This window comes from Micromonospora sp. NBC_00389, from assembly GCF_036059255.1.
Classification (GTDB): domain Bacteria; phylum Actinomycetota; class Actinomycetes; order Mycobacteriales; family Micromonosporaceae; genus Micromonospora.
This window is the reverse complement of sequence record NZ_CP107947.1, coordinates 7,088,117-7,104,616: the sequence shown is the minus strand read 5'-3', so window position 1 is coordinate 7,104,616 and position 16,500 is coordinate 7,088,117. Positions and strand designations below refer to the sequence as shown.

General features: G+C 71.8%; 15 protein-coding genes. 10 read left to right on the top strand and 5 right to left on the bottom strand.

The window, feature by feature from the left end:
- Nucleotides 1–630, bottom strand: coding sequence for a DUF6230 family protein (locus OG470_RS33570; RefSeq protein ID WP_328418670.1), 630 nt, complete (start codon nucleotides 628–630; stop codon nucleotides 1–3).
- A 190-nt stretch (nucleotides 631–820) separates the two neighbouring features.
- Nucleotides 821–1,591 (bottom strand): TetR/AcrR family transcriptional regulator, encoded by a 771-nt coding sequence (locus OG470_RS33565; protein WP_328418669.1) that lies wholly within the window; start codon nucleotides 1,589–1,591, stop codon nucleotides 821–823.
- Nucleotides 1,592–1,989: 398 nt separating this feature from the next.
- On the opposite strand from OG470_RS33565, the gene OG470_RS33560 reads away from it, so the two are divergent.
- Nucleotides 1,990–2,673 (top strand): Tat pathway signal sequence domain protein, encoded by a 684-nt coding sequence (locus OG470_RS33560; RefSeq protein WP_328418668.1) that lies wholly within the window; start codon nucleotides 1,990–1,992, stop codon nucleotides 2,671–2,673.
- Between the two features lie 60 nt (nucleotides 2,674–2,733).
- On the opposite strand, the gene OG470_RS33555 is transcribed toward OG470_RS33560, so the two are convergent.
- A complete protein-coding gene (locus OG470_RS33555; protein WP_328418667.1) occupies nucleotides 2,734–3,729 on the bottom strand; it encodes a hypothetical protein in 996 nt (331 codons plus the stop codon).
- A 167-nt stretch (nucleotides 3,730–3,896) separates the two neighbouring features.
- Between OG470_RS33555 and OG470_RS33550 the strand changes: the two genes are divergently transcribed.
- The 4 genes from OG470_RS33550 to OG470_RS33535 all read left to right on the top strand — a co-directional run bounded on the left by OG470_RS33550 (nucleotide 3,897) and on the right by OG470_RS33535 (nucleotide 8,503).
- A complete protein-coding gene (locus OG470_RS33550; protein ID WP_328418666.1) occupies nucleotides 3,897–4,766 on the top strand; it encodes a hypothetical protein in 870 nt (289 codons plus the stop codon).
- A gap of 25 nt (nucleotides 4,767–4,791) precedes the next feature.
- On the top strand, nucleotides 4,792–5,592 hold the full coding sequence (locus OG470_RS33545) for a hypothetical protein (protein ID WP_328418665.1): 801 nt from the start codon (nucleotides 4,792–4,794) through the stop codon (nucleotides 5,590–5,592).
- Between the two features lie 128 nt (nucleotides 5,593–5,720).
- Nucleotides 5,721–7,019: an aspartate aminotransferase family protein gene (locus OG470_RS33540; protein ID WP_328418664.1), complete on the top strand. Its 1,299-nt coding sequence runs from the start codon at nucleotides 5,721–5,723 to the stop codon at nucleotides 7,017–7,019.
- Nucleotides 7,016–8,503 carry a CoA-acylating methylmalonate-semialdehyde dehydrogenase gene (locus OG470_RS33535; RefSeq protein WP_328418663.1) on the top strand — a complete coding sequence of 496 codons (1,488 nt, stop codon included), beginning with the start codon at nucleotides 7,016–7,018 and terminating at the stop codon, nucleotides 8,501–8,503. The genes OG470_RS33540 and OG470_RS33535 overlap by 4 nt, the downstream gene beginning before the upstream one ends.
- Here the strand turns inward: OG470_RS33535 and OG470_RS33530 are convergent.
- Complete coding sequence (locus OG470_RS33530) at nucleotides 8,475–9,899, bottom strand: acyltransferase family protein (RefSeq protein ID WP_328418662.1); 1,425 nt, start codon at nucleotides 9,897–9,899, stop codon at nucleotides 8,475–8,477. The two genes, OG470_RS33535 and OG470_RS33530, sit on opposite strands and share 29 nt — an antisense overlap.
- 191 nt (nucleotides 9,900–10,090) lie before the next feature.
- Here OG470_RS33530 and ngcE point away from each other — a divergent pair, with 191 nt between their 5' ends.
- The 3 genes from ngcE to OG470_RS33515 all read left to right on the top strand — a co-directional run bounded on the left by ngcE (nucleotide 10,091) and on the right by OG470_RS33515 (nucleotide 13,376).
- Nucleotides 10,091–11,503 (top strand): N-acetylglucosamine/diacetylchitobiose ABC transporter substrate-binding protein, encoded by a 1,413-nt coding sequence (ngcE, locus tag OG470_RS33525; protein ID WP_328418661.1) that lies wholly within the window; start codon nucleotides 10,091–10,093, stop codon nucleotides 11,501–11,503.
- Between the two features lie 62 nt (nucleotides 11,504–11,565).
- Nucleotides 11,566–12,474, top strand: coding sequence for a carbohydrate ABC transporter permease (locus OG470_RS33520; RefSeq protein WP_328418660.1), 909 nt, complete (start codon nucleotides 11,566–11,568; stop codon nucleotides 12,472–12,474).
- Nucleotides 12,471–13,376, top strand: a complete 906-nt coding sequence (locus OG470_RS33515) for a carbohydrate ABC transporter permease (protein ID WP_328418659.1) — start codon at nucleotides 12,471–12,473, stop codon at nucleotides 13,374–13,376. Before OG470_RS33520 ends, OG470_RS33515 begins: the two co-directional genes overlap by 4 nt.
- 205 nt (nucleotides 13,377–13,581) lie before the next feature.
- On the opposite strand, the gene OG470_RS33510 is transcribed toward OG470_RS33515, so the two are convergent.
- Complete coding sequence (locus tag OG470_RS33510; protein ID WP_328426739.1) at nucleotides 13,582–14,571, bottom strand: N-acetylglucosamine kinase; 990 nt, start codon at nucleotides 14,569–14,571, stop codon at nucleotides 13,582–13,584.
- Between the two features lie 204 nt (nucleotides 14,572–14,775).
- Between OG470_RS33510 and OG470_RS33505 the strand changes: the two genes are divergently transcribed.
- Complete coding sequence (locus OG470_RS33505) at nucleotides 14,776–15,738, top strand: MurR/RpiR family transcriptional regulator (protein WP_328418658.1); 963 nt, start codon at nucleotides 14,776–14,778, stop codon at nucleotides 15,736–15,738.
- On the top strand, nucleotides 15,735–16,484 hold the full coding sequence (locus OG470_RS33500; RefSeq protein WP_328418657.1) for an SIS domain-containing protein: 750 nt from the start codon (nucleotides 15,735–15,737) through the stop codon (nucleotides 16,482–16,484). The genes OG470_RS33505 and OG470_RS33500 overlap by 4 nt, the downstream gene beginning before the upstream one ends.
- Nucleotides 16,485–16,500 lie beyond the last annotated feature (16 nt).

Below are 16,500 nucleotides of genomic sequence, written 5' to 3'. Positions count from 1 at the left end.
TCAGCACCCGTCGGAGGTGAACGCCATGCGCAGGTTGGGCAGGTTGAAGACGGCGGCCGTGGTGGCGTAGTTGTTCTGCCGCAGGTTGTCGATGGTCACCGTGTCCGCCTGCTGGGAGAAGACACCGGGGTTACCTTTCACGCCGGGCACCTTGTCCAGGGTGCTGGCGTCCTGCCCGACGTCGATGTTCCGGAACGAGGCGTTGCCGGCGATCTCGTCGCCGTCGACGACCAGGGTTCGGGCGGTGACGGGCGTGCCGGCGCCGCCGGCGGTGATCTTCAGGTAGACGCCGCCCAGGTTGATGCTCTGGCAGAGGTTGGTCAGCTCGGCCCGGTCGATCGCCGAGACGATCACCAGGACCTGCCCGCCGGTGTCGCCCTGGTTGGGGCTGTCCGGGATCATCTGGTCGAGGGTGGCGAACTGCTCGAACCCGGTGCCGGTGAGCTTGTCGGCGGTGACGGTGAACGGCATGCCCGAGATGGCGAACTGCGCGCCCAGTACGCCCTGGGCGGTGAGCACGACCATGCCGGCCGCACCCGCCACGACGGTGCCGAACGTGACGGCGAACCGGCGCCAGCGCACACCGCTCCGTGGTGGACCGGGCTCGATCGGTGCGGTCTGCTCCGACATGGCGGCTCCCCTTTGAGATCAATTCACTGGCGACAATGGGAATTGCGACCCGGAATGAAAGCGCATCGAGGCGCAGAGCCGAAGTTACCGCCGAGGAAAGGGCGGGTCAACAGCGTGTGGCAGACAGTTGGGCGGCATTTGTCAAATGCGGCCAAAGTGAAAAACCGCTGCGGTTTCCGACCCCGAATGATCAGGAGTGGACGGTCGCCTCGCTGGGCGACACGCACGGCGCGGTCGTGCTCGGGCCGTCGTCCGGGCGTATCGGCCGCGTCGCCCGGGCCGCGTCGTCGGTGCCAAGGAACGGCGCGGTGGCCGCGTAGGTGAGCACCGGCAGCAGTTGTGGCAACTCCGCCGCACGACCCTGCGCCACCCGGCCACGGATGGTGGCGTAGATCCCGCCGACCACCGTGGACACCAGCGCGTCCCGGTCCACGCCGGCGACCGTCGGCCCCGGGCCCGCGTCGGCGAAGAACCGGCGGAAACTGCTGAGCAGGGCGTCCCGCTCCCGGCGGGCGTCCGGGCCGGCCGCGTCCACCTCGACGAGCGCCATCCGGGCGAACGCGGGCACGCTCGCCAACACCTCCAGCAGGGTGCGCAGCGCGGCGCGGGCGGCGTCCGGCCAGGCCGGGCCGGCCTCGCGGTAGGCGCCCTCCATCAGCTGTGACACCACGGCGATGCCGTGCCGGTACGCGGCGAGGAAGGCGTCCTCCTTGCCGGTGAAGAGGGCGTAGAAGGCCGGCCGGGTCACGCCGGCGGAGTGGCAGATGTCGCTGACCCGGGCGTTGTCGTAGCCCTTCGTCGCCACCTCGTGCACGAGCCCGTCGAAGAGGCGGTCACGCTGGGTCGCGGCCACCACCTCGGCGGAGACGCGGCGCGGGCCGCGCTTGATCGCGCGGTCCGGGTCACGGCCGGGACGTGCGCCCGGCAGGGGCGCCGGCTGCGGGAGGCTCTGCGTGGTCAACTTATCGACCTCCGTTGATGCGTTGACTTTGCGACCCTCCGGGGTTTATAACTTTCTGCACGCTCAGTTGGCATGCAGTCACCGTTGGTGATCTCCCCGGATGGTCACCCTGGCTCGTCGAAGGAGGGCTCGATGGTTGCCATTATCGCCGACCACGAGCGCTCTCCCAAGGTCGGAGAGGCGCAGGTGACGCGGCTCAGCCGCAGTGCGCCACACCGGCCCGCCCGCTGACGCAGCGGCACCTCCATCACCGCCAGCCGGCCCCGACGGCCGCCCGGCACGCCCTCCACCACCGCCGTCCACTGCGGATGGCCACAATCGCCGCCCGGGTCTCCCCGCCCGGCGGTGACCGCCTGTGCGGTCCGCTCAATCCCGTCCCACCACCGGAAGGAAGAACCATGCCCAGGTACGGAAGAATCGGCGGGGGCCTCGCTGCCCTCGCACTGCTGGCCGGTGTCGTAGCCGCCGCGCCGGCCTTCGCCGACCCGTCGTCCTCGCTCGCCGGGAACGTGCTGACCTACCCCACGCCCGGCGGCACCGCCGTCGCCGTCAACGACGTCATCCAGGCCAGCCTCAAGACCGGCACCAACGCCACCTTCTACAACTCCGCCAGCGGCACCACCGGCCTGAAGTGCGCCGTGTCCAGCTTCAGCGCCAAGGTGCTGACCAACCCGATCGCCCCGGGCACCGCCACCGAGAGCCTCACCGCCCAGACCTTCACCAGCTGCACCACCAACGTGTTCGGCACCACCGGGGTGAGCAGCGTGACCGTCAACAACCTGCCGTACACCACCTCGGTCACCAGCGCCGGCGTGGTCACGATCTCCGGTACGGCGGCGGCGCCCATCCAGAGCACCGTCGTGCTGAACACGCTGCTCGGCCAGATCACCTGCGTCTACCGGACCAGCACCAACAGCCTCACCGGCGCGGCGTCCAACGCCACCAACTCGATCACCTTCACCAACCAGCCGCTGAACAAGTTCTCCGGCCCGTCCCTCTGCTTCGGCACCGCGTACTTCTCCGCGACGTACTCGCCGGTGCGGGACACCACCAAGGGGAACAGCCCCGTCTACGTGAACTGACCACGGCCCACGGGCCGGTGCGCGGCGATCCGCCGTGCTCCGGCCCTCGACGCGCGCCGGTCAGCCGGCGGTCAGCACCGTGTGCAGGGCGCGCATCGACCGGATCGCCGAGCGGATCTCCTGCAGGTAGCGGCCCGGGCTGAGGGTCGGCTCCGGCAGCCGGGCAAGGTCCGCCAGAGTGGGGTCGACCCCGACGGTGTCGATCCCGCAGCCATACGGCACAGCCAGGGTGCGCAGCGCGTCGCAGTGCTGGAACGGCACGTAGATCGGCGCGGTCACCAGCAGCACCGCGTCGCCGGGGGCCAGCCGGACGTGTCCGGCCCAGAACCGCTGGGTGTCCGCGGTGTGCGCGCGCCGACGCTGCGGCTCGCTTGACGGCGCGGCCAGCACCCGCACCGGCGGCAGAGCGGCTGGCAGGTACGTGCGCGACGACCACGAGTGGTGCACGTGGCCCGCGTCGACGCCGTCCTCCTGCGCCGGGGCGGTCACCCCGAACGCCAGCCGGACCGCCGCGTCCAGGGCGTCCACCTCGGTCTCGCAGCCGGGCACGCCCGCCGCGGCCAACGTCCGGTGCTCCAGGTCGGAGAGCGGCCGGAAGCTGCCCAGCACCGCCACCTCGCCGGTCACCCGCAGCCCACGTCGCAGCAGGTGCGCGGCGTACGCGACGCGACGCAGGCAGGCGTGCGCCAGACCGCCCAGCACGACCAGGTGGGCGTACGCCGACCTGACCGGTGCCACGGGCCGGACGAGCCCGAGCGCGGCGGCGGCGGCGCGTACCAGCTCGACGGTGCCGGCGTCGAGGTCCGGCTCCCGGGCGTCGGGCCGCTCCCGGCCGCCCCGAAAGTCCCAGTGCCGGGCGGAGAACTCGTCGAGGAACCCGAGGGTGTCGGCGAGGTCGCCAGCCGGCCAGGTGCCACCGAAGCGGGCGACAAGCCGGCGCAGCGGGTCGGCGCCGATCCACCCGTCGATCCCCGCGATCATCGCCGTGGTCGGTGCGCCCACGGTCCCGGCGGGCAGCGCCACGTCCGGCCCGACGAGTACCGATCCGGAGGTCATCGGCGTAATTCCGATCGGTCCATCCGCCGTCCGTACCGGTGGCGGAGCAGGGATCTCGGGCACCGCCGAATCGTACCGAGCGGTGGTCCCGGCGCGGGCCGGCGTGGCCCGGTCCGGTTGGCGGGGCGGCTTACCCTGGCGGCAGCCAGCGCCCGGGAGGTACGTCGATGGCCGATCTGCTTCGCCGACCCCGCGCCGACCGGGTCGGTCCGGCGGGAGGGTTCGTCCGGCTGCTGGCGCACACCGACCCGGTCGCGCTGGTCGGCATCCTGCTGTCGATCTCGCTCTCCGTCACGTTGGATCTGACCAACGCGGCGACCGGGGTGGAGTCGCTGCTCGCCGGCCTGATGGGCACCACCATCTCGCTGCTGGTCGACTCGCTGGCCCGCGCCGAGCGCCGCTTCCACCTGCGGACGCTGCTGGAGGGGCCGTCCTGGCTGGTGCACGCGGTGCCCGAGGTGGTCACGGGCACCCGGGAGGCGGTCGAGCGGCATCCGGGTACGCGGGTCGCCGAGGAGGCCCGGCGCCGCTTCGAGCGGTTCCGGGCGGAGACCGAACAGCTGCGCGCCGGGCGGATCATCCGGCCGGGCCACGACTGCCAGGACCTGCTCGGCGCCACCCGGGACTGCGTCCGGCGGCTGGACGCGGTGACCAACGTGATGCCGCGGGCCAGCGGCGAGCTGAGCTGGTGGCGCGGCGACATCGGCCGGCAATACTGGGCGGCCAACGTCGAGGCGCTGGCCCGGGGCGTACGGATCACCCGGGTCTTCCTGCACGCCGGGATGACCGACGAGCTGACCGAGCTGGTCCGGGCGCAGCGCCAGGCCGGGGTGCGGGTGGGGCTGCTGCCGTGGGGGGTCGTGGAGGCCGCACGGCACGTCAACCTGACCCTGTGGGACGGCGTGGCGTGCTGGGAGGGTGTGATGAGCGCGCACGGCGAGATCACCGAGAACCAGTTCTCGGTCAACGCCGCCGACCTGGCCCGGCTGACCGACGTCTTCGAGGTCTGCGTCGAGGCCGCGACCTTCCTCGACTGACCGCGACCAGAGGGGCGGACCGCCGATGACCGTGAGCGCCGTGCTGCTGGTGACGGCGGTGGTCTGGGCGGTCAGCCTGATCCGGTCGGTACGCCTGCGGGCGTTCGTCTACAGCCTCCCGCTGCCGATGTCGCTGGCCCTGGTGAGCACCGGGCACCGGGTGGAGGGCGCACAGCTGCTCGGGGTGCTCGGCCTCAACCTGTTCTTCGTCGTCGTGGCGGTCACCCACCACCGGCTGCGCTGGCCGATCCTGCTCGCCGACGCCGCCGGGATCGCCGGGTACGTGGCGTTCAGCGCCGGCCTGCTGGCCGTGCCGGTGCCGTTCGGACCAGCGCTGGCCGGCACCGTGGCGCTCTGGTTGCTGACGATGTTGCTGCTGCGCCGGCAGCACTCCGCCCCGACGCCGTCACCGAAGGTCGAGCCGCCACCGGAGGCCGAGCCGCCACCGGAGGCCGAGCCGCCCGCGGAGGCGGGGCAGCGGACTCGGCTGCCGGCGCCGGCCAAGCTGCTGGTGATCCTGCTCGGCGCGACGCTCACCGGGCTGCTGGGCGAACTGCTGCGCGCGATGGTGGTGACCTTCCCCTACTCCGGGGTGCTGGTGGCGATCGAGAGTCGCCGCGACCTGGTGGCGTTCACCGGGCACTTCGCCCGCAACAGCCTGGCGCTGGTCGGTTTCCTGACGGCGTACCACCGGTGGCAGGACGATTCGCCGGTCGCCGCGCTGGCGGCCGGCTGGGTGGCCTTCGCGCTGGTGGCCGTGGCGCTGCACGCGGCGGCTCCCGGCGGTGTGGCCCGGCGCCGCTCGGCGCTGCCCACCGCCGGCTGACCACTGCCGTCGCCCGGCTGACGCACTGTCAGGAGCGAACGCGCCCTGCGCTACACAGTGGCAGTTGTCCACACCGGCCGCCGGTGGGAGCGTGCGGTATCCACGAATGCCGCTGAAGGGTTGCCACGATGACCGACGACCTGCTGGCCCGGCACCGGGCCGTGCTCCCGTCCTGGATGCCGTTGTACTACGCCGAGCCGATCGAGTTGGTCGCCGGCTCGGGTCGCCGGGTCACCGACGCCCAGGGCCGCAGCTACCTGGACTTCTTCGGCGGCGTGCTGACCAACATGATCGGCTACGACATTCCGGAGATCCGCGAGGCGGTCGAGCGTCAGCTCGCCACCGGCATCGTGCACAGCTCGACGCTCTACCTGATCCGACAGCAGGTGGAGCTGGCCGAGAAGATCGCGCAGCGCTCCGGCATCCCGGACGCACGGGTGTTCTTCACCAACTCGGGCACCGAGGCGAACGAGGCGGCGCTGCTGGTCGCCACCAACCACCGCCGCTCGCACCAGATCCTGGCCGTGCGCAACAGCTACCACGGCCGGTCCTACGCGGCGATGGGCGTCACCGGCAACCGCAACTGGTCGGCCAGCGGGCTCAACCCGCTCCAGGTGGCCTGGCTGCACTCCGGCGACCGGGTACGCGGTCTGCTGGCCCGGCTGAGCGCCGAGGAGCAGGTCGACGCGGCGGTGGAGGACCTGCGTGAGGTGCTGGCGACGCAGACCGCCGGCGACGTGGCCGCGCTGATCGCCGAGCCGATCCAGGGGGTCGGTGGTTTCGTGCACCCGCCGGACGGCCTCTTCGCGGGCTGGAAGAAGGTCCTCGACGAGCACGGCATCCTGTTCATCGCCGACGAGGTGCAGACCGGTTGGGGGCGTACCGGGGAGCACTTCTGGGGCTACCAGGCACACGGGGTCACCCCCGACCTGCTCACCTTCGCCAAGGGCATCGGCAACGGGTTCGCGCTGGCCGGGGTGGTCGGTCGGGCCGAGGTGCTGGAGTCGGTGCCGGCGATCAGCTTCTCCACCTTCGGTGGCAACCCGATCTCCACGGCGGCCGGCAACGCCGTGCTCGACTACCTGCTTGAGCACGATCTCCAGGCGAACGCGGCCCGCGTCGGCGCGATCCTCGCCGACGGCCTGCGCGCCGAGGTGGGCGGCCTCGACTGCGTCGCGGAGGTACGCGGCAAGGGGCTGATGCTCGGCGTCGAGTTCGTCCGGCCGGGCTCCAGCGAGCCCGACCCGGCGCTGACCAACCGGGTGTTCGAGGCGTGCCGGGCCGGCGGCCTGCTCGCCGGCAAGGGCGGCCTGTACGGCAACGTGCTGCGGATGGGTCCACCGTTGACGCTGACCGAGGAGGAGGCCCGCGAGGGCCTGGCGATCCTCGTCGACGCGATCCGCTCCTCGGCGGGGGTGGCGGCATGAGTATCGGACACTTCATCGACGGTAAGCGGGTCGGCGGCACCTCCGAGCGGCGCGGCGACGTGTTCGATCCGGCGACGGGTCGGCGTACCGCCGAGGTGGAGCTGGCCTCGACCGCGGACGTCGACGTCGCGGTGCAGGCCGCTGCCCGCGCCGCCCGGGCGTGGCGGGACGCGTCGTTGGCGAAGCGGTCGGCGGTGTTGTTCGCCTTCCGGGAGTTGGTGCACGCCCGCCGGGACCGGCTCGCCGAGGTGATCACCGCCGAGCACGGCAAGGTGCTGGCCGACGCCGCCGGCGAGGTGCAGCGCGGCCTGGAGGTGATCGAGTACGCCTGCGGCCTGCCCTCGGCGCTGCGGGGGGCGTTCAGCGAGAACGTCTCCACCGAAGTCGACTCGTACACCATCCGGCAGCCGGTCGGGGTGGTCGCGGTGATCTCCCCGTTCAACTTCCCGGTGATGGTGCCGCTGTGGTTCGTGCCGGTCGCGGTGGCCTGCGGAAACGCGGTGGTGCTCAAGCCGAGCGAGAAGGACCCGAGCGCGGCGCTGCTGTTGGCCGAGTGGTTCGCCGAGGCGGGCCTGCCTGACGGGGTGCTCAACGTCGTCAACGGGGACAAGGAGGCGGTGGACGCGCTGCTGGACCACCCGGAGGTGCGGGCCGTGTCGTTCGTCGGCTCCACCCCGATCGCCCGGTACGTCTACCAGCGCGGCACCGCCGCCGGCAAGCGGGTGCAGGCGCTCGGTGGGGCGAAGAACCACATGGTGGTGCTCCCCGACGCCGACCTGGACCTGGCGGCCGACGCGGCGGTCAACGCCGGGTTCGGTTCGGCGGGGGAGCGGTGCATGGCCATCTCGGTGCTGGTGGCGGTGGAGCCGGTCGCGGACGCGCTGGTCGGGCGGATCGCCGCGCGGATGGCCGGTCTGCGCACCGGTGACGGCCGGCGGGGCTGCGACATGGGTCCGTTGGTCACCGCCGCCCACGCGGCGAAGGTGCGGTCCTACGTCGACGCCGGGGTGGCCGCCGGAGCGGTGCCGGTGGTCGATGGCCGGGACGTGACGCCGGACGGCGACCCGGATGGCTTCTGGCTGGGCCCGACGCTGTTCGACCGGGTGACCCCGCAGATGTCGATCTACACCGAAGAGATCTTCGGGCCGGTGCTCGGCGTGGTCCGGGTCGGCTCGTACGACGAGGCGGTGGAGCTGGTCAACGCCAGCCCGTACGGCAACGGTACGGCGATCTTCACCAACGACGGCGGTGCGGCCCGGCGCTACCAGCACGAGGTGGAGGTTGGCATGGTCGGGATCAACGTGCCGATCCCGGTGCCGATGGCATACCACTCGTTCGGCGGCTGGAAGTCCTCGCTCTTTGGTGACCTGCACGCGCACGGCGAGGACGGGGTGCGGTTCTTCACCCGCGGCAAGGTGGTCACCAGCCGGTGGCTGGACCCGCGCCACGGCGGGGTCAACCTCGGGTTCCCCACCCAGACCTGAGCAGCCGCAGCACGCCCGCCCCGGCCAGGTACGCCAGCAGCGCCGGGGCGGGCATGCCGAGCGGCTCCGGGGCGCCTTTCGGGGTCACGCTGTTGATCAGCAGCGCGGCCACCACGGCGGTGTAGCCGGCCACGGTCAGCACCGTGCGGGTCGTGGTGCCCCGGCCGGCCCGGCGCCCGGTGCGGTGCCGACCGCTACGGGCCTCCACCGGCCCGAAGATCGCGACCAGGACCGCCAGGACGGCCGTGAGCAGCAGCAGCCAGGGCACCCGCCACGCCCACCAGGCGGTCGAGCCGACCGCCGGGGTGGGCAGTGTCCCGGTCGCGTCGAGCAGCCCGATCAGCAGGATCGCGGCGGTCAGGTGCCAGAGGAAGACGGTCAGCACCACCAGGTTGACCCCGATCACCAGCTGCCACGGGCGCCGGCGGCGCAGCAGGCGCTCCGCCGGGCCGCGCAGCAGCAGGATCAGGCCGAGCTGGGCGGCGGCGACGGCCAGCAGCGCGAGGCTGGGCGGCCCGGCGTTGTGCAGCCGCTCGCCGGGCACGTTCAGCATGGCCACCGGCCAGGGGCCGGGCACGGTGAGCAGCAGCAGCGCGGCCAGCCCGCTGGCCAGGAACGCCAGGCCGGCCCGTCGGGAGGTGGGCAGCCGACGCCGGCGTACCTGTGGATGCTCGGTAGCCGACGGCCCGGCGGCGTCGGCCACCGCACGTGGCGGGGTGGTTTCACCGACGGCAGCCGTGGCGGCGCGGGTGTCGTGCCAGGCGAAGCCGAGCTGGTGTACGGCCAGCCAGCCGAACAGGTAGCTGCCGTAGCTCAGCTCCACCGGCCCGGTCAGCCGTCCCAGGTCGCCGAGACCGACCAGGGCGACCAGCAGCAGGGGGACGGCGAGACCGAAGCGGCGGTGCAGCGCGTACATCGGTGGGGTGAGCGCGACCACCGCCAGGTAGGCGACCAGGAACCAGAGCGGGATGGTGGCGAACCAGACCACCTCGCGGATCTGGGTCGGGTCGCTGCCGAGCAGCCGGGCCAGCGCAGCCGCGGCGGTGAGCACCAGCACCAGCACGCTGGTGGGGCGGACCAGTCGGGCGCTGCGGTCGAGCAGCCAGCCGGCGGCGTCGCCGCCCCGGGCGCGCAGCCGGGTCAGCGAGGCCGCGTTGGCGTAGCCGCCGACCAGGAAGAAGACCGGCATCACCTGGGCTATCCAGGTCAGCGGGTACGCCCACCGCAGGTCGCCGAGCGCGGAGTGCCCGGTGGGCAGGCCGGCGTCGTCCCGCTCGATCACCGTGACGCCCCAGTGTCCGACAACGACCATGGTGATGGCGAGCGCGCGAAGCAGATCGATGTACCGCTCCCGGTCGGCCGGGGTGCGCTCGGCGAGCTGGCGCAGGCGGCCCATCGCCTCAGGCTATGCGCCCCGGCACCGGCCGGTGGTGTAACGGTTCGCTGTCAGGACTTGAAGTCGGGCCCCGGCTGTCGTAGAAATTCTTCAGTAACATCGTGTGAACTGAAGAGAATCAACGTGCCTCGCGAGACGGACGCCTTCCCCCACTCACCCGGCGACCGCCCGACCCGACCCGAGGAGAACCCATGAACAGGCGTGACATCCTGCAGCGCAGCGCCGCTGCCGGCCTGCTGGCCACCCCCGCCGCCGCCCTGCTGGCCGGCTGCGCCAGCGGCGGCGGTGACAAGGACGACAACGCTGCCTACAAGGGCACCAAGAGCGAGCAGAACCCGCTCGGCGTCAAGGAGGACGCACCGCTCGAGGTGGTGATCTTCGGCGGTGGTTTCGGCGAGGAGTACGCCAAGGCCCACGAGGCCATGTACACCGAGAAGTACCCGAAGGCGAAGGTCAAGCACTCCGCCACCCAGGAGATCAGCAAGACCCTCCAGCCGCGCTTCGTCGACGGCACCCCGCCGGACGTGGTCAACAACTCCGGCGCCGGTCAGATCGACTTCAACGGCCTGGTCAGCCAGAACGCCATCGCCGACCTCGGCGAGTTGCTCGCCGCCCCGAGCCTCGACGTCCCCGGCAAGACGGTCAAGGACACCCTGCTGCCCGGCGCGGTCGAGGTCGGCTCGTACGACGGCAAGTTCCTGGTGTTGAACTACACCTACACCGCCTACGGCATCTGGTACTCCAACAAGCTGCTCACCGAGCGTAAGTGGGAGTACGCCAAGACCTGGGACGAGCACATCGCGCTCTGCAAGCAGATCAAGGCCGCCGGTATCGCCCCCTGGACGTACGCCGGCCTGCACCCCCGCTACATGAGCTGGCCGGTGATCGCCACCGCGATCAAGCTCGGCGGCCCCTCGGTGGCCACGGCGATCGACAACCTGGAGCCGAACGCCTGGAAGTCCGACTCGATGAAGACCGCCGCCGACGCGTGGCACCAGATCGTCAAGGACAAGTTCATCCTGGAGGGCTCGCCCGGCCTGGACCACAAGCAGTCGCAGACCGCCTGGTGCCAGGGCAAGGCCGCCTTCATCTCCTGTGGCTCCTGGCTGGAGAGCGAGCAGAAGGACGTCACCCCGGCCGGGTTCAACATGACCATCGCGCCGACGCCGAGCCTGGGCAGCGGCGACAAGCTGCCGTTCGAGGCGATCCGGGGTACGGCCGGTGAGCCGTTCATGGTGCCGGCCAAGGCCCGCAACGTCGCCGGTGGCCTGGAGTACTTCCGGACCATGCTCTCCAAGAAGGGCGCCCAGGACTTCACCCGGAAGGTCGCCAGCCTCACCGTGGTCGCCGGCGCCACCGAGGGCGTCGAGCTGCCGTACGGACTGACCAGCGTGGTCAAGGCGCTCGACGCGTCCGGCGCCAACGGCTTCAACTGGGTCTACAACAACTACTACCGCAAGCTGGAGCGCAACCTCGTCGACGCCGCGTGCGGCGAGTTCTTCAGCGGCCGGATCGGCCCGGCGGAGTTCCTCGAGCAGTGCCAGAAGGGCGCCGACTCGATCGCCCAGGACAGCTCGATCAAGAAGTACAAGCGAGCGGCCTGACAGCCCGGCCGGCGGGGGTGGACCCACCCCCGCCGGCCGTATTCCGGGGAAAGGTCCTCACTGTGAGACATGGCAAGTGGCCGCTGATCGTCACCTTCCTGGTGCCGCCGGTCCTGCTCTACGTCGTCTTCGTGGTCTCGCCGTACCTGCAGGCGTTCCAGATCTCGACCACCGACTGGCTCGGCTACTCGCCCGACGCCAACTCCGTCGGCCTGGCGAACTTCAAGACCCTGTGGCACGACGACTACGTCTGGAACGCGCTGAAGAACAACGCGATCCTGCTGGCCCTGGTGCCGGTGCTGACCATCGTGCTCGGGCTCTTCTTCGCCACCATGCTCGCCATGGGCGGACGCAAGGGCCGCGCCGGTGTGACCGGGGTACGCGGCGGCGCGCTCTACCGCACGGTCTACTTCTTCCCGCAGGTGCTCTCCGTGGTGATCATCGCGCTGCTCTGGAAGGAGGTCTACCACCCCAACAAAGGGCTGCTCACCGCCGCTCTGCACGGGATCGGCCTGTCCGCGCCGACCTGGCTCGGCGATCCGGCGACCGCCTTCTGGTGCGTGCTCGCGGTGATGGTGTGGAGCAACGTCGGCTTCTACGTGGTGCTGTTCGGCGCCGCGATGTCGGCCGTGCCGAAGGAGATCTACGAGGCGGTGCTGCTCGACGGTGCGTCCCGCTTCACCACGCTGCGCCGGGTCACCCTGCCGCTGCTCTGGGACACCGTCCAGGTCGCCTGGGTGTACCTGGCCATCTTCGCCCTGGACGGGTTCATCCTCGTGCAGTTGATGACCAACGGTGGGCCGAACTTCTCCACCGACGTGATCGGCGTCCGGATGTACGACACCGCCTTCGGCAGCGAGACCAAGTTCGGCTACGCCTCGGCGATCGGCGTGGTGATGTTCTTCCTGACCCTCTCGGTGGCGGCGCTGTCGCTGCGGGCCGGCCGGCGCGATCGGATCGAGTACTCGTGACCACACTGGACAAGCCCGCCCCCGCCGCCACCGCACCGACACCAGGCGCTGGCCGGGACCGCCCGGTCCGCCGGGAGTTCGGCGTGGCCAACGCCTTCTCGCACGGCTTCCTGCTGCTCTGGGGCCTGCTCACCGTACTGCCGCTGCTGTGGATGTTCATCAGCTCGTTCAAGACCAACGGGGAGATCCTGGCCGACCCGTGGGGGCTGCCCGAGACGCTGCACTGGGACAACTGGGTGCGAGCCTGGACCGGCGCGCACATCGGCCGGTATTTCCTCAACAGCCTGGTGGTGGTGGCCGGCTCGGTCAGCCTCACCATGCTGATGGGTGCCACCGCCGCGTACGTCTTCGCCCGGTACGAGTTCCGCGGCCGGCAGTTCGTCTACTACCTGTTCGTCGGCGGCCTGATGTTTCCGGTGTTCCTCGCCCTGGTGCCGCTCTTCTTCGTGGTCCGCAACGCCGGTCTCTTCGGCACCTGGACCGGGCTGATCCTGGTGTACGCGGCCTACTCGCTGCCGTTCACGGTCTTCTTCCTGACCGCGTTCTTCCGGACCCTGCCGACCTCGGTGGCGGAGGCCGCGATGGTCGACGGGTGCGGTCACTTCCGGCTCTTCTTCCGGGTGATGCTGCCGATGGCGCGTCCGGGACTGATCAGCGTGGCGATCTTCAACTTCCTCAGCCACTGGAACCAGTTCCTGTTGCCGCAGGTGTTGATGCAGGGCGACGAGTCCAAGTGGGTGCTCGCCCAGGGGCTGTTCGCCCTGTCGGTGAGCCAGGGCTACGCCGGCGACTACGCCCGGCTCTTCGCCGGGTTGAGCATCGCGGTGCTGCCGGTGCTCGCCGTGTATGTGGGCTTCCAGCGGCAGGTGCAGGCCGGGCTGACCGCAGGCCAGCTCAAGTAACACGGCCGGTGCCGACCCCGGAGTCTCACCCTCCGGCCCTGGCAAGCGCTTGACCGATCCTGATCTCATCGCGCCTCGCGCCCTTGATCGCGCTCGATCCTGGAAAGAGTCCCCACCTCGTGGCGGGAGGGGACTACATCCTGGATCGAGCGCGATCATCGTGCGGCGGCCGCGCGCCGTGCGGCGGCGGGCCGCCCGTGGATGGTCAGGGGGTGGCGGGGAAGAGTCGGGCGTGCAGGGTGGCCGGGTCGGTGAGCTCGGGTAGCTCGCGGGCGGCGAGCCAGGCTGCGGCGGCGGCCCCGTCGCCGGCGGTGCGCAGCGGGGCCTGCGGCCAGCGCCGGCCGACCTCGGCTCGGACGGCGGCCGCCAGCGGGGTGTCCCCGGTGAGCAGCCCGCCGCCGAGCACGACCGGCGTCACCGCACCGGCTGGGCGGATCCGGTTTACGCTCTCGGCGAGGTGCGCGGCGGCCTCGGTGACCAGCGCGGTGGCGACGGGTTCGCCGTCGGCGGCGGCGGTGACGACCAGCGGCGCCAGGCGGGCCAGCTCGACCGGTGGCCGGCGGGTCACCGCCTGGATCGTGGCGTCCACGGTGTCCCGGGGGCGGGGGGCGATTTCGGCGCTGCCCATCAGTTCGGTGAGGACCGCCGTGGTCAGCGCGCCGGGGGTGCGGCCGGCGTCCAGGTCGGCGAGCAGCCGGCGGACCGACTCACGGCCGAGCCAGAAGCCGGACCCGGCATCGCCGAGCAGCCAGCCGTGGCCGTCGGCGACCCGGTCCAGTCGCAGGTCGCGGACCTGCGCGGTGATCGCCCCGGTGCCGGCGATGAGCACCGTGCCGTCCGGGGCGGCGGTGCCGGAGGCGTAGGCGACCAGGGCGTCGCCGTACACGGCGTACGGGCAGCGCAGGCCGGCGTCGTGCCAGGCCCGGTCGAAGGCGGCTCGTCCGGCCGGATCGGCGAGCAGCCGGGCTGCCCCGGCCAGCCCGATGGTGCCGGCCGCCACCCGGGTCGGGTCGACGTCGGCGAGCGCGCCGCGGAGCGCGGTCAACAACTCGGCGGCGGCCTGGTCGGCGCCGTGACTGGTGGGGTTGCCGCCGCCGGCGCGGCCGGTGCCGAGGCGTTCGCCGGTCAGGGTCAGGGCGGTCGCCCGGGTGGACGTACCGCCGACGTCCAGGCCGACCACGACGGTGTCGGACATCGGCACGGCCTCCTTGCGCTGGGCGGCGATCGGCCTGTTCATGCTGGTCGGCGTCGTCCCAGAGGGCAAGATCCGGCGGGCCCGGCAGGGTGTGCGCCAGGTAACAGTTTGAAAACTTCGCCCACGGTCTTGACATAGACGGTCGTTCAGTAAGAAATTTTACCACTAACAGTTAACAGTCTTTTCGGAAAGGTGAGGCGTCCCATGGTTGATCACGAGGTGGACACCGCCGCGGGGACCGCGGTGGTCGACGCCGACGCGTTCGACCGGCGGGGCGCGCTCGGGTCGGCCTCCGACGGGGTGCTGGCCCGGGTCCGCAACGGTCTCGGTGAGCTGACCGGCGCGCTGCGTCGGGTCGCCGAGCACGTGCTGAGCGATCCGGAGGCCGCCGCCCGATCCACGATCGTGGAGCTGGCCGAGCGCAGCGGCACCTCCCCGGCGACCATCACCCGCTTCTGCCGGGCGATGGGCTTCGAGGGCTACGCCGACCTGCGGCTGGGCATCGCCTCCGAGACCGGGCGGGCGCGCTCGGCCGGGTGGACCATCGACATCGGACGCGAGATCCAACCGAGCGACCCGCTGGCCCGGGTGCTCGACCAGATCATGGCCGCCGACACCCGAGCCATGCACGACACCGCCACGCTGCTCGACCTCGCCGAGGTGGAGCGGGCCGCGGTGGCGATCGCCGGCGCCAGCCGGGTGAACATCTTCGGTGCCAGCGGCAGCGCGCTGGTCGGCGAGGAGATGCAGTTCAGCCTGCACCGCATCGGTGTGGCCGCGTGGGCCTGGAACGACGTGCACGAAGGGCTTGCCAGCGCCGCGCTGCTGCGCGCCGGTGACGTGGCGCTGGGCATCTCGCACACCGGGCAGACCCGGGAAACCATCGAGATGCTCGCCGAGGCGGGCAGCCGGGGCGCCACGACCATCGCGCTGACCGGCTTCCCCCGTTCGCCGTTGGCCGAGCTGGCCGACATCGTGCTGCTCACCGCCAGCCAGGCGACCACCTTCCGGCCGGACGCGCTCTCCGCCCGCCACCCCCAGCTGGTCGTGCTCGACCTGCTCTACATCGCCGTCGCCCAGCGCACCCACGACCGCGCGCACGCGGCCTTCCGGCGCACCGCGCAGGCCGTCGACGGGCACAAGGCCGCGAAGGGAGCCGTTTCATGATCAGCGCCCAGGGGTACGCGGACGCGGTCCGCCCGGTGCTCGACCGGCTGCTCGACTCCGAGGCCGACGGCATCACCCGGGCCGCCGACCTGATCGCCGAGAGCCTGCGCGCCGGCGGGGTGCTCCAGGCGTTCGGCGCCGGGCACTCCGAGGCGTTCGCCGCCGAACTGGTCGCCCGGGCCGGCGGGCTGGTCCCCACCAACCGACTCTCGGTACGTGACCTGGTGGTGCACGGAGACGCCCCGCGGGACGTCCTCGCCGACCCCAAGCTGGAACGCGACCCCTCCATCGCCCACCAGATCTACGCGCTCGCGGCGCCGCAGCCGCACGACGTGTTCGTGGTGGCGTCCCAATCCGGCATCAACGGCTCGGTGGTCGAGCTGGCGGCGCTGGTCACCGAGCGCGGTCACCCGTTGATCGCGGTCACCTCCGTCGAGCACACCGCACGGGTCGCCCCGCGGCACCCGTCCGGTCAACGGCTCGCCGACCTCGCCGACGTCGTGCTGGACAACGGCGCGCCGTACGGCGATGCACTGCTGCCGCTCGAGGGCGGCGGCGCGGTCTGTGCGGTCTCCTCGGTCACCACGGCGCTGCTGGCGCAGTTGCTGACCGCGGAGGTCGTACGACGGTTCCACCAGGCCGGAGAGGTGCCCCCTATCTACCTCTCCGCCAACGTCCCCGGCGGGGACGAGCACAACATCGCCCTCGAGTCGCGGTACGCCGGACGTCTCCGGCGTACCGCCTGACCCGAATTCCACAAGG

Excerpts from the sequence above, each read along its gene's own strand:
- OG470_RS33570 (WP_328418670.1), bottom strand. The coding sequence starts at position 630 with ATGTCGGAGCAGACCGCACCGATCGAGCCCGGTCCACCACGGAGCGGT.
- OG470_RS33560 (WP_328418668.1), top strand. The coding sequence starts at position 1,990 with ATGCCCAGGTACGGAAGAATCGGCGGGGGCCTCGCTGCCCTCGCACTG.
- OG470_RS33555 (WP_328418667.1), bottom strand. The coding sequence starts at position 3,729 with ATGACCTCCGGATCGGTACTCGTCGGGCCGGACGTGGCGCTGCCCGCC.
- OG470_RS33550 (WP_328418666.1), top strand. The coding sequence starts at position 3,897 with ATGGCCGATCTGCTTCGCCGACCCCGCGCCGACCGGGTCGGTCCGGCG.
- OG470_RS33545 (WP_328418665.1), top strand. The coding sequence starts at position 4,792 with ATGACCGTGAGCGCCGTGCTGCTGGTGACGGCGGTGGTCTGGGCGGTC.
- OG470_RS33540 (WP_328418664.1), top strand. The coding sequence starts at position 5,721 with ATGACCGACGACCTGCTGGCCCGGCACCGGGCCGTGCTCCCGTCCTGG.
- OG470_RS33535 (WP_328418663.1), top strand. The coding sequence starts at position 7,016 with ATGAGTATCGGACACTTCATCGACGGTAAGCGGGTCGGCGGCACCTCC.
- OG470_RS33530 (WP_328418662.1), bottom strand. The coding sequence starts at position 9,899 with ATGGGCCGCCTGCGCCAGCTCGCCGAGCGCACCCCGGCCGACCGGGAG.
- ngcE (WP_328418661.1), top strand. The coding sequence starts at position 10,091 with ATGAACAGGCGTGACATCCTGCAGCGCAGCGCCGCTGCCGGCCTGCTG.
- OG470_RS33510 (WP_328426739.1), bottom strand. The coding sequence starts at position 14,571 with ATGTCCGACACCGTCGTGGTCGGCCTGGACGTCGGCGGTACGTCCACC.
- OG470_RS33505 (WP_328418658.1), top strand. The coding sequence starts at position 14,776 with ATGGTTGATCACGAGGTGGACACCGCCGCGGGGACCGCGGTGGTCGAC.
- OG470_RS33500 (WP_328418657.1), top strand. The coding sequence starts at position 15,735 with ATGATCAGCGCCCAGGGGTACGCGGACGCGGTCCGCCCGGTGCTCGAC.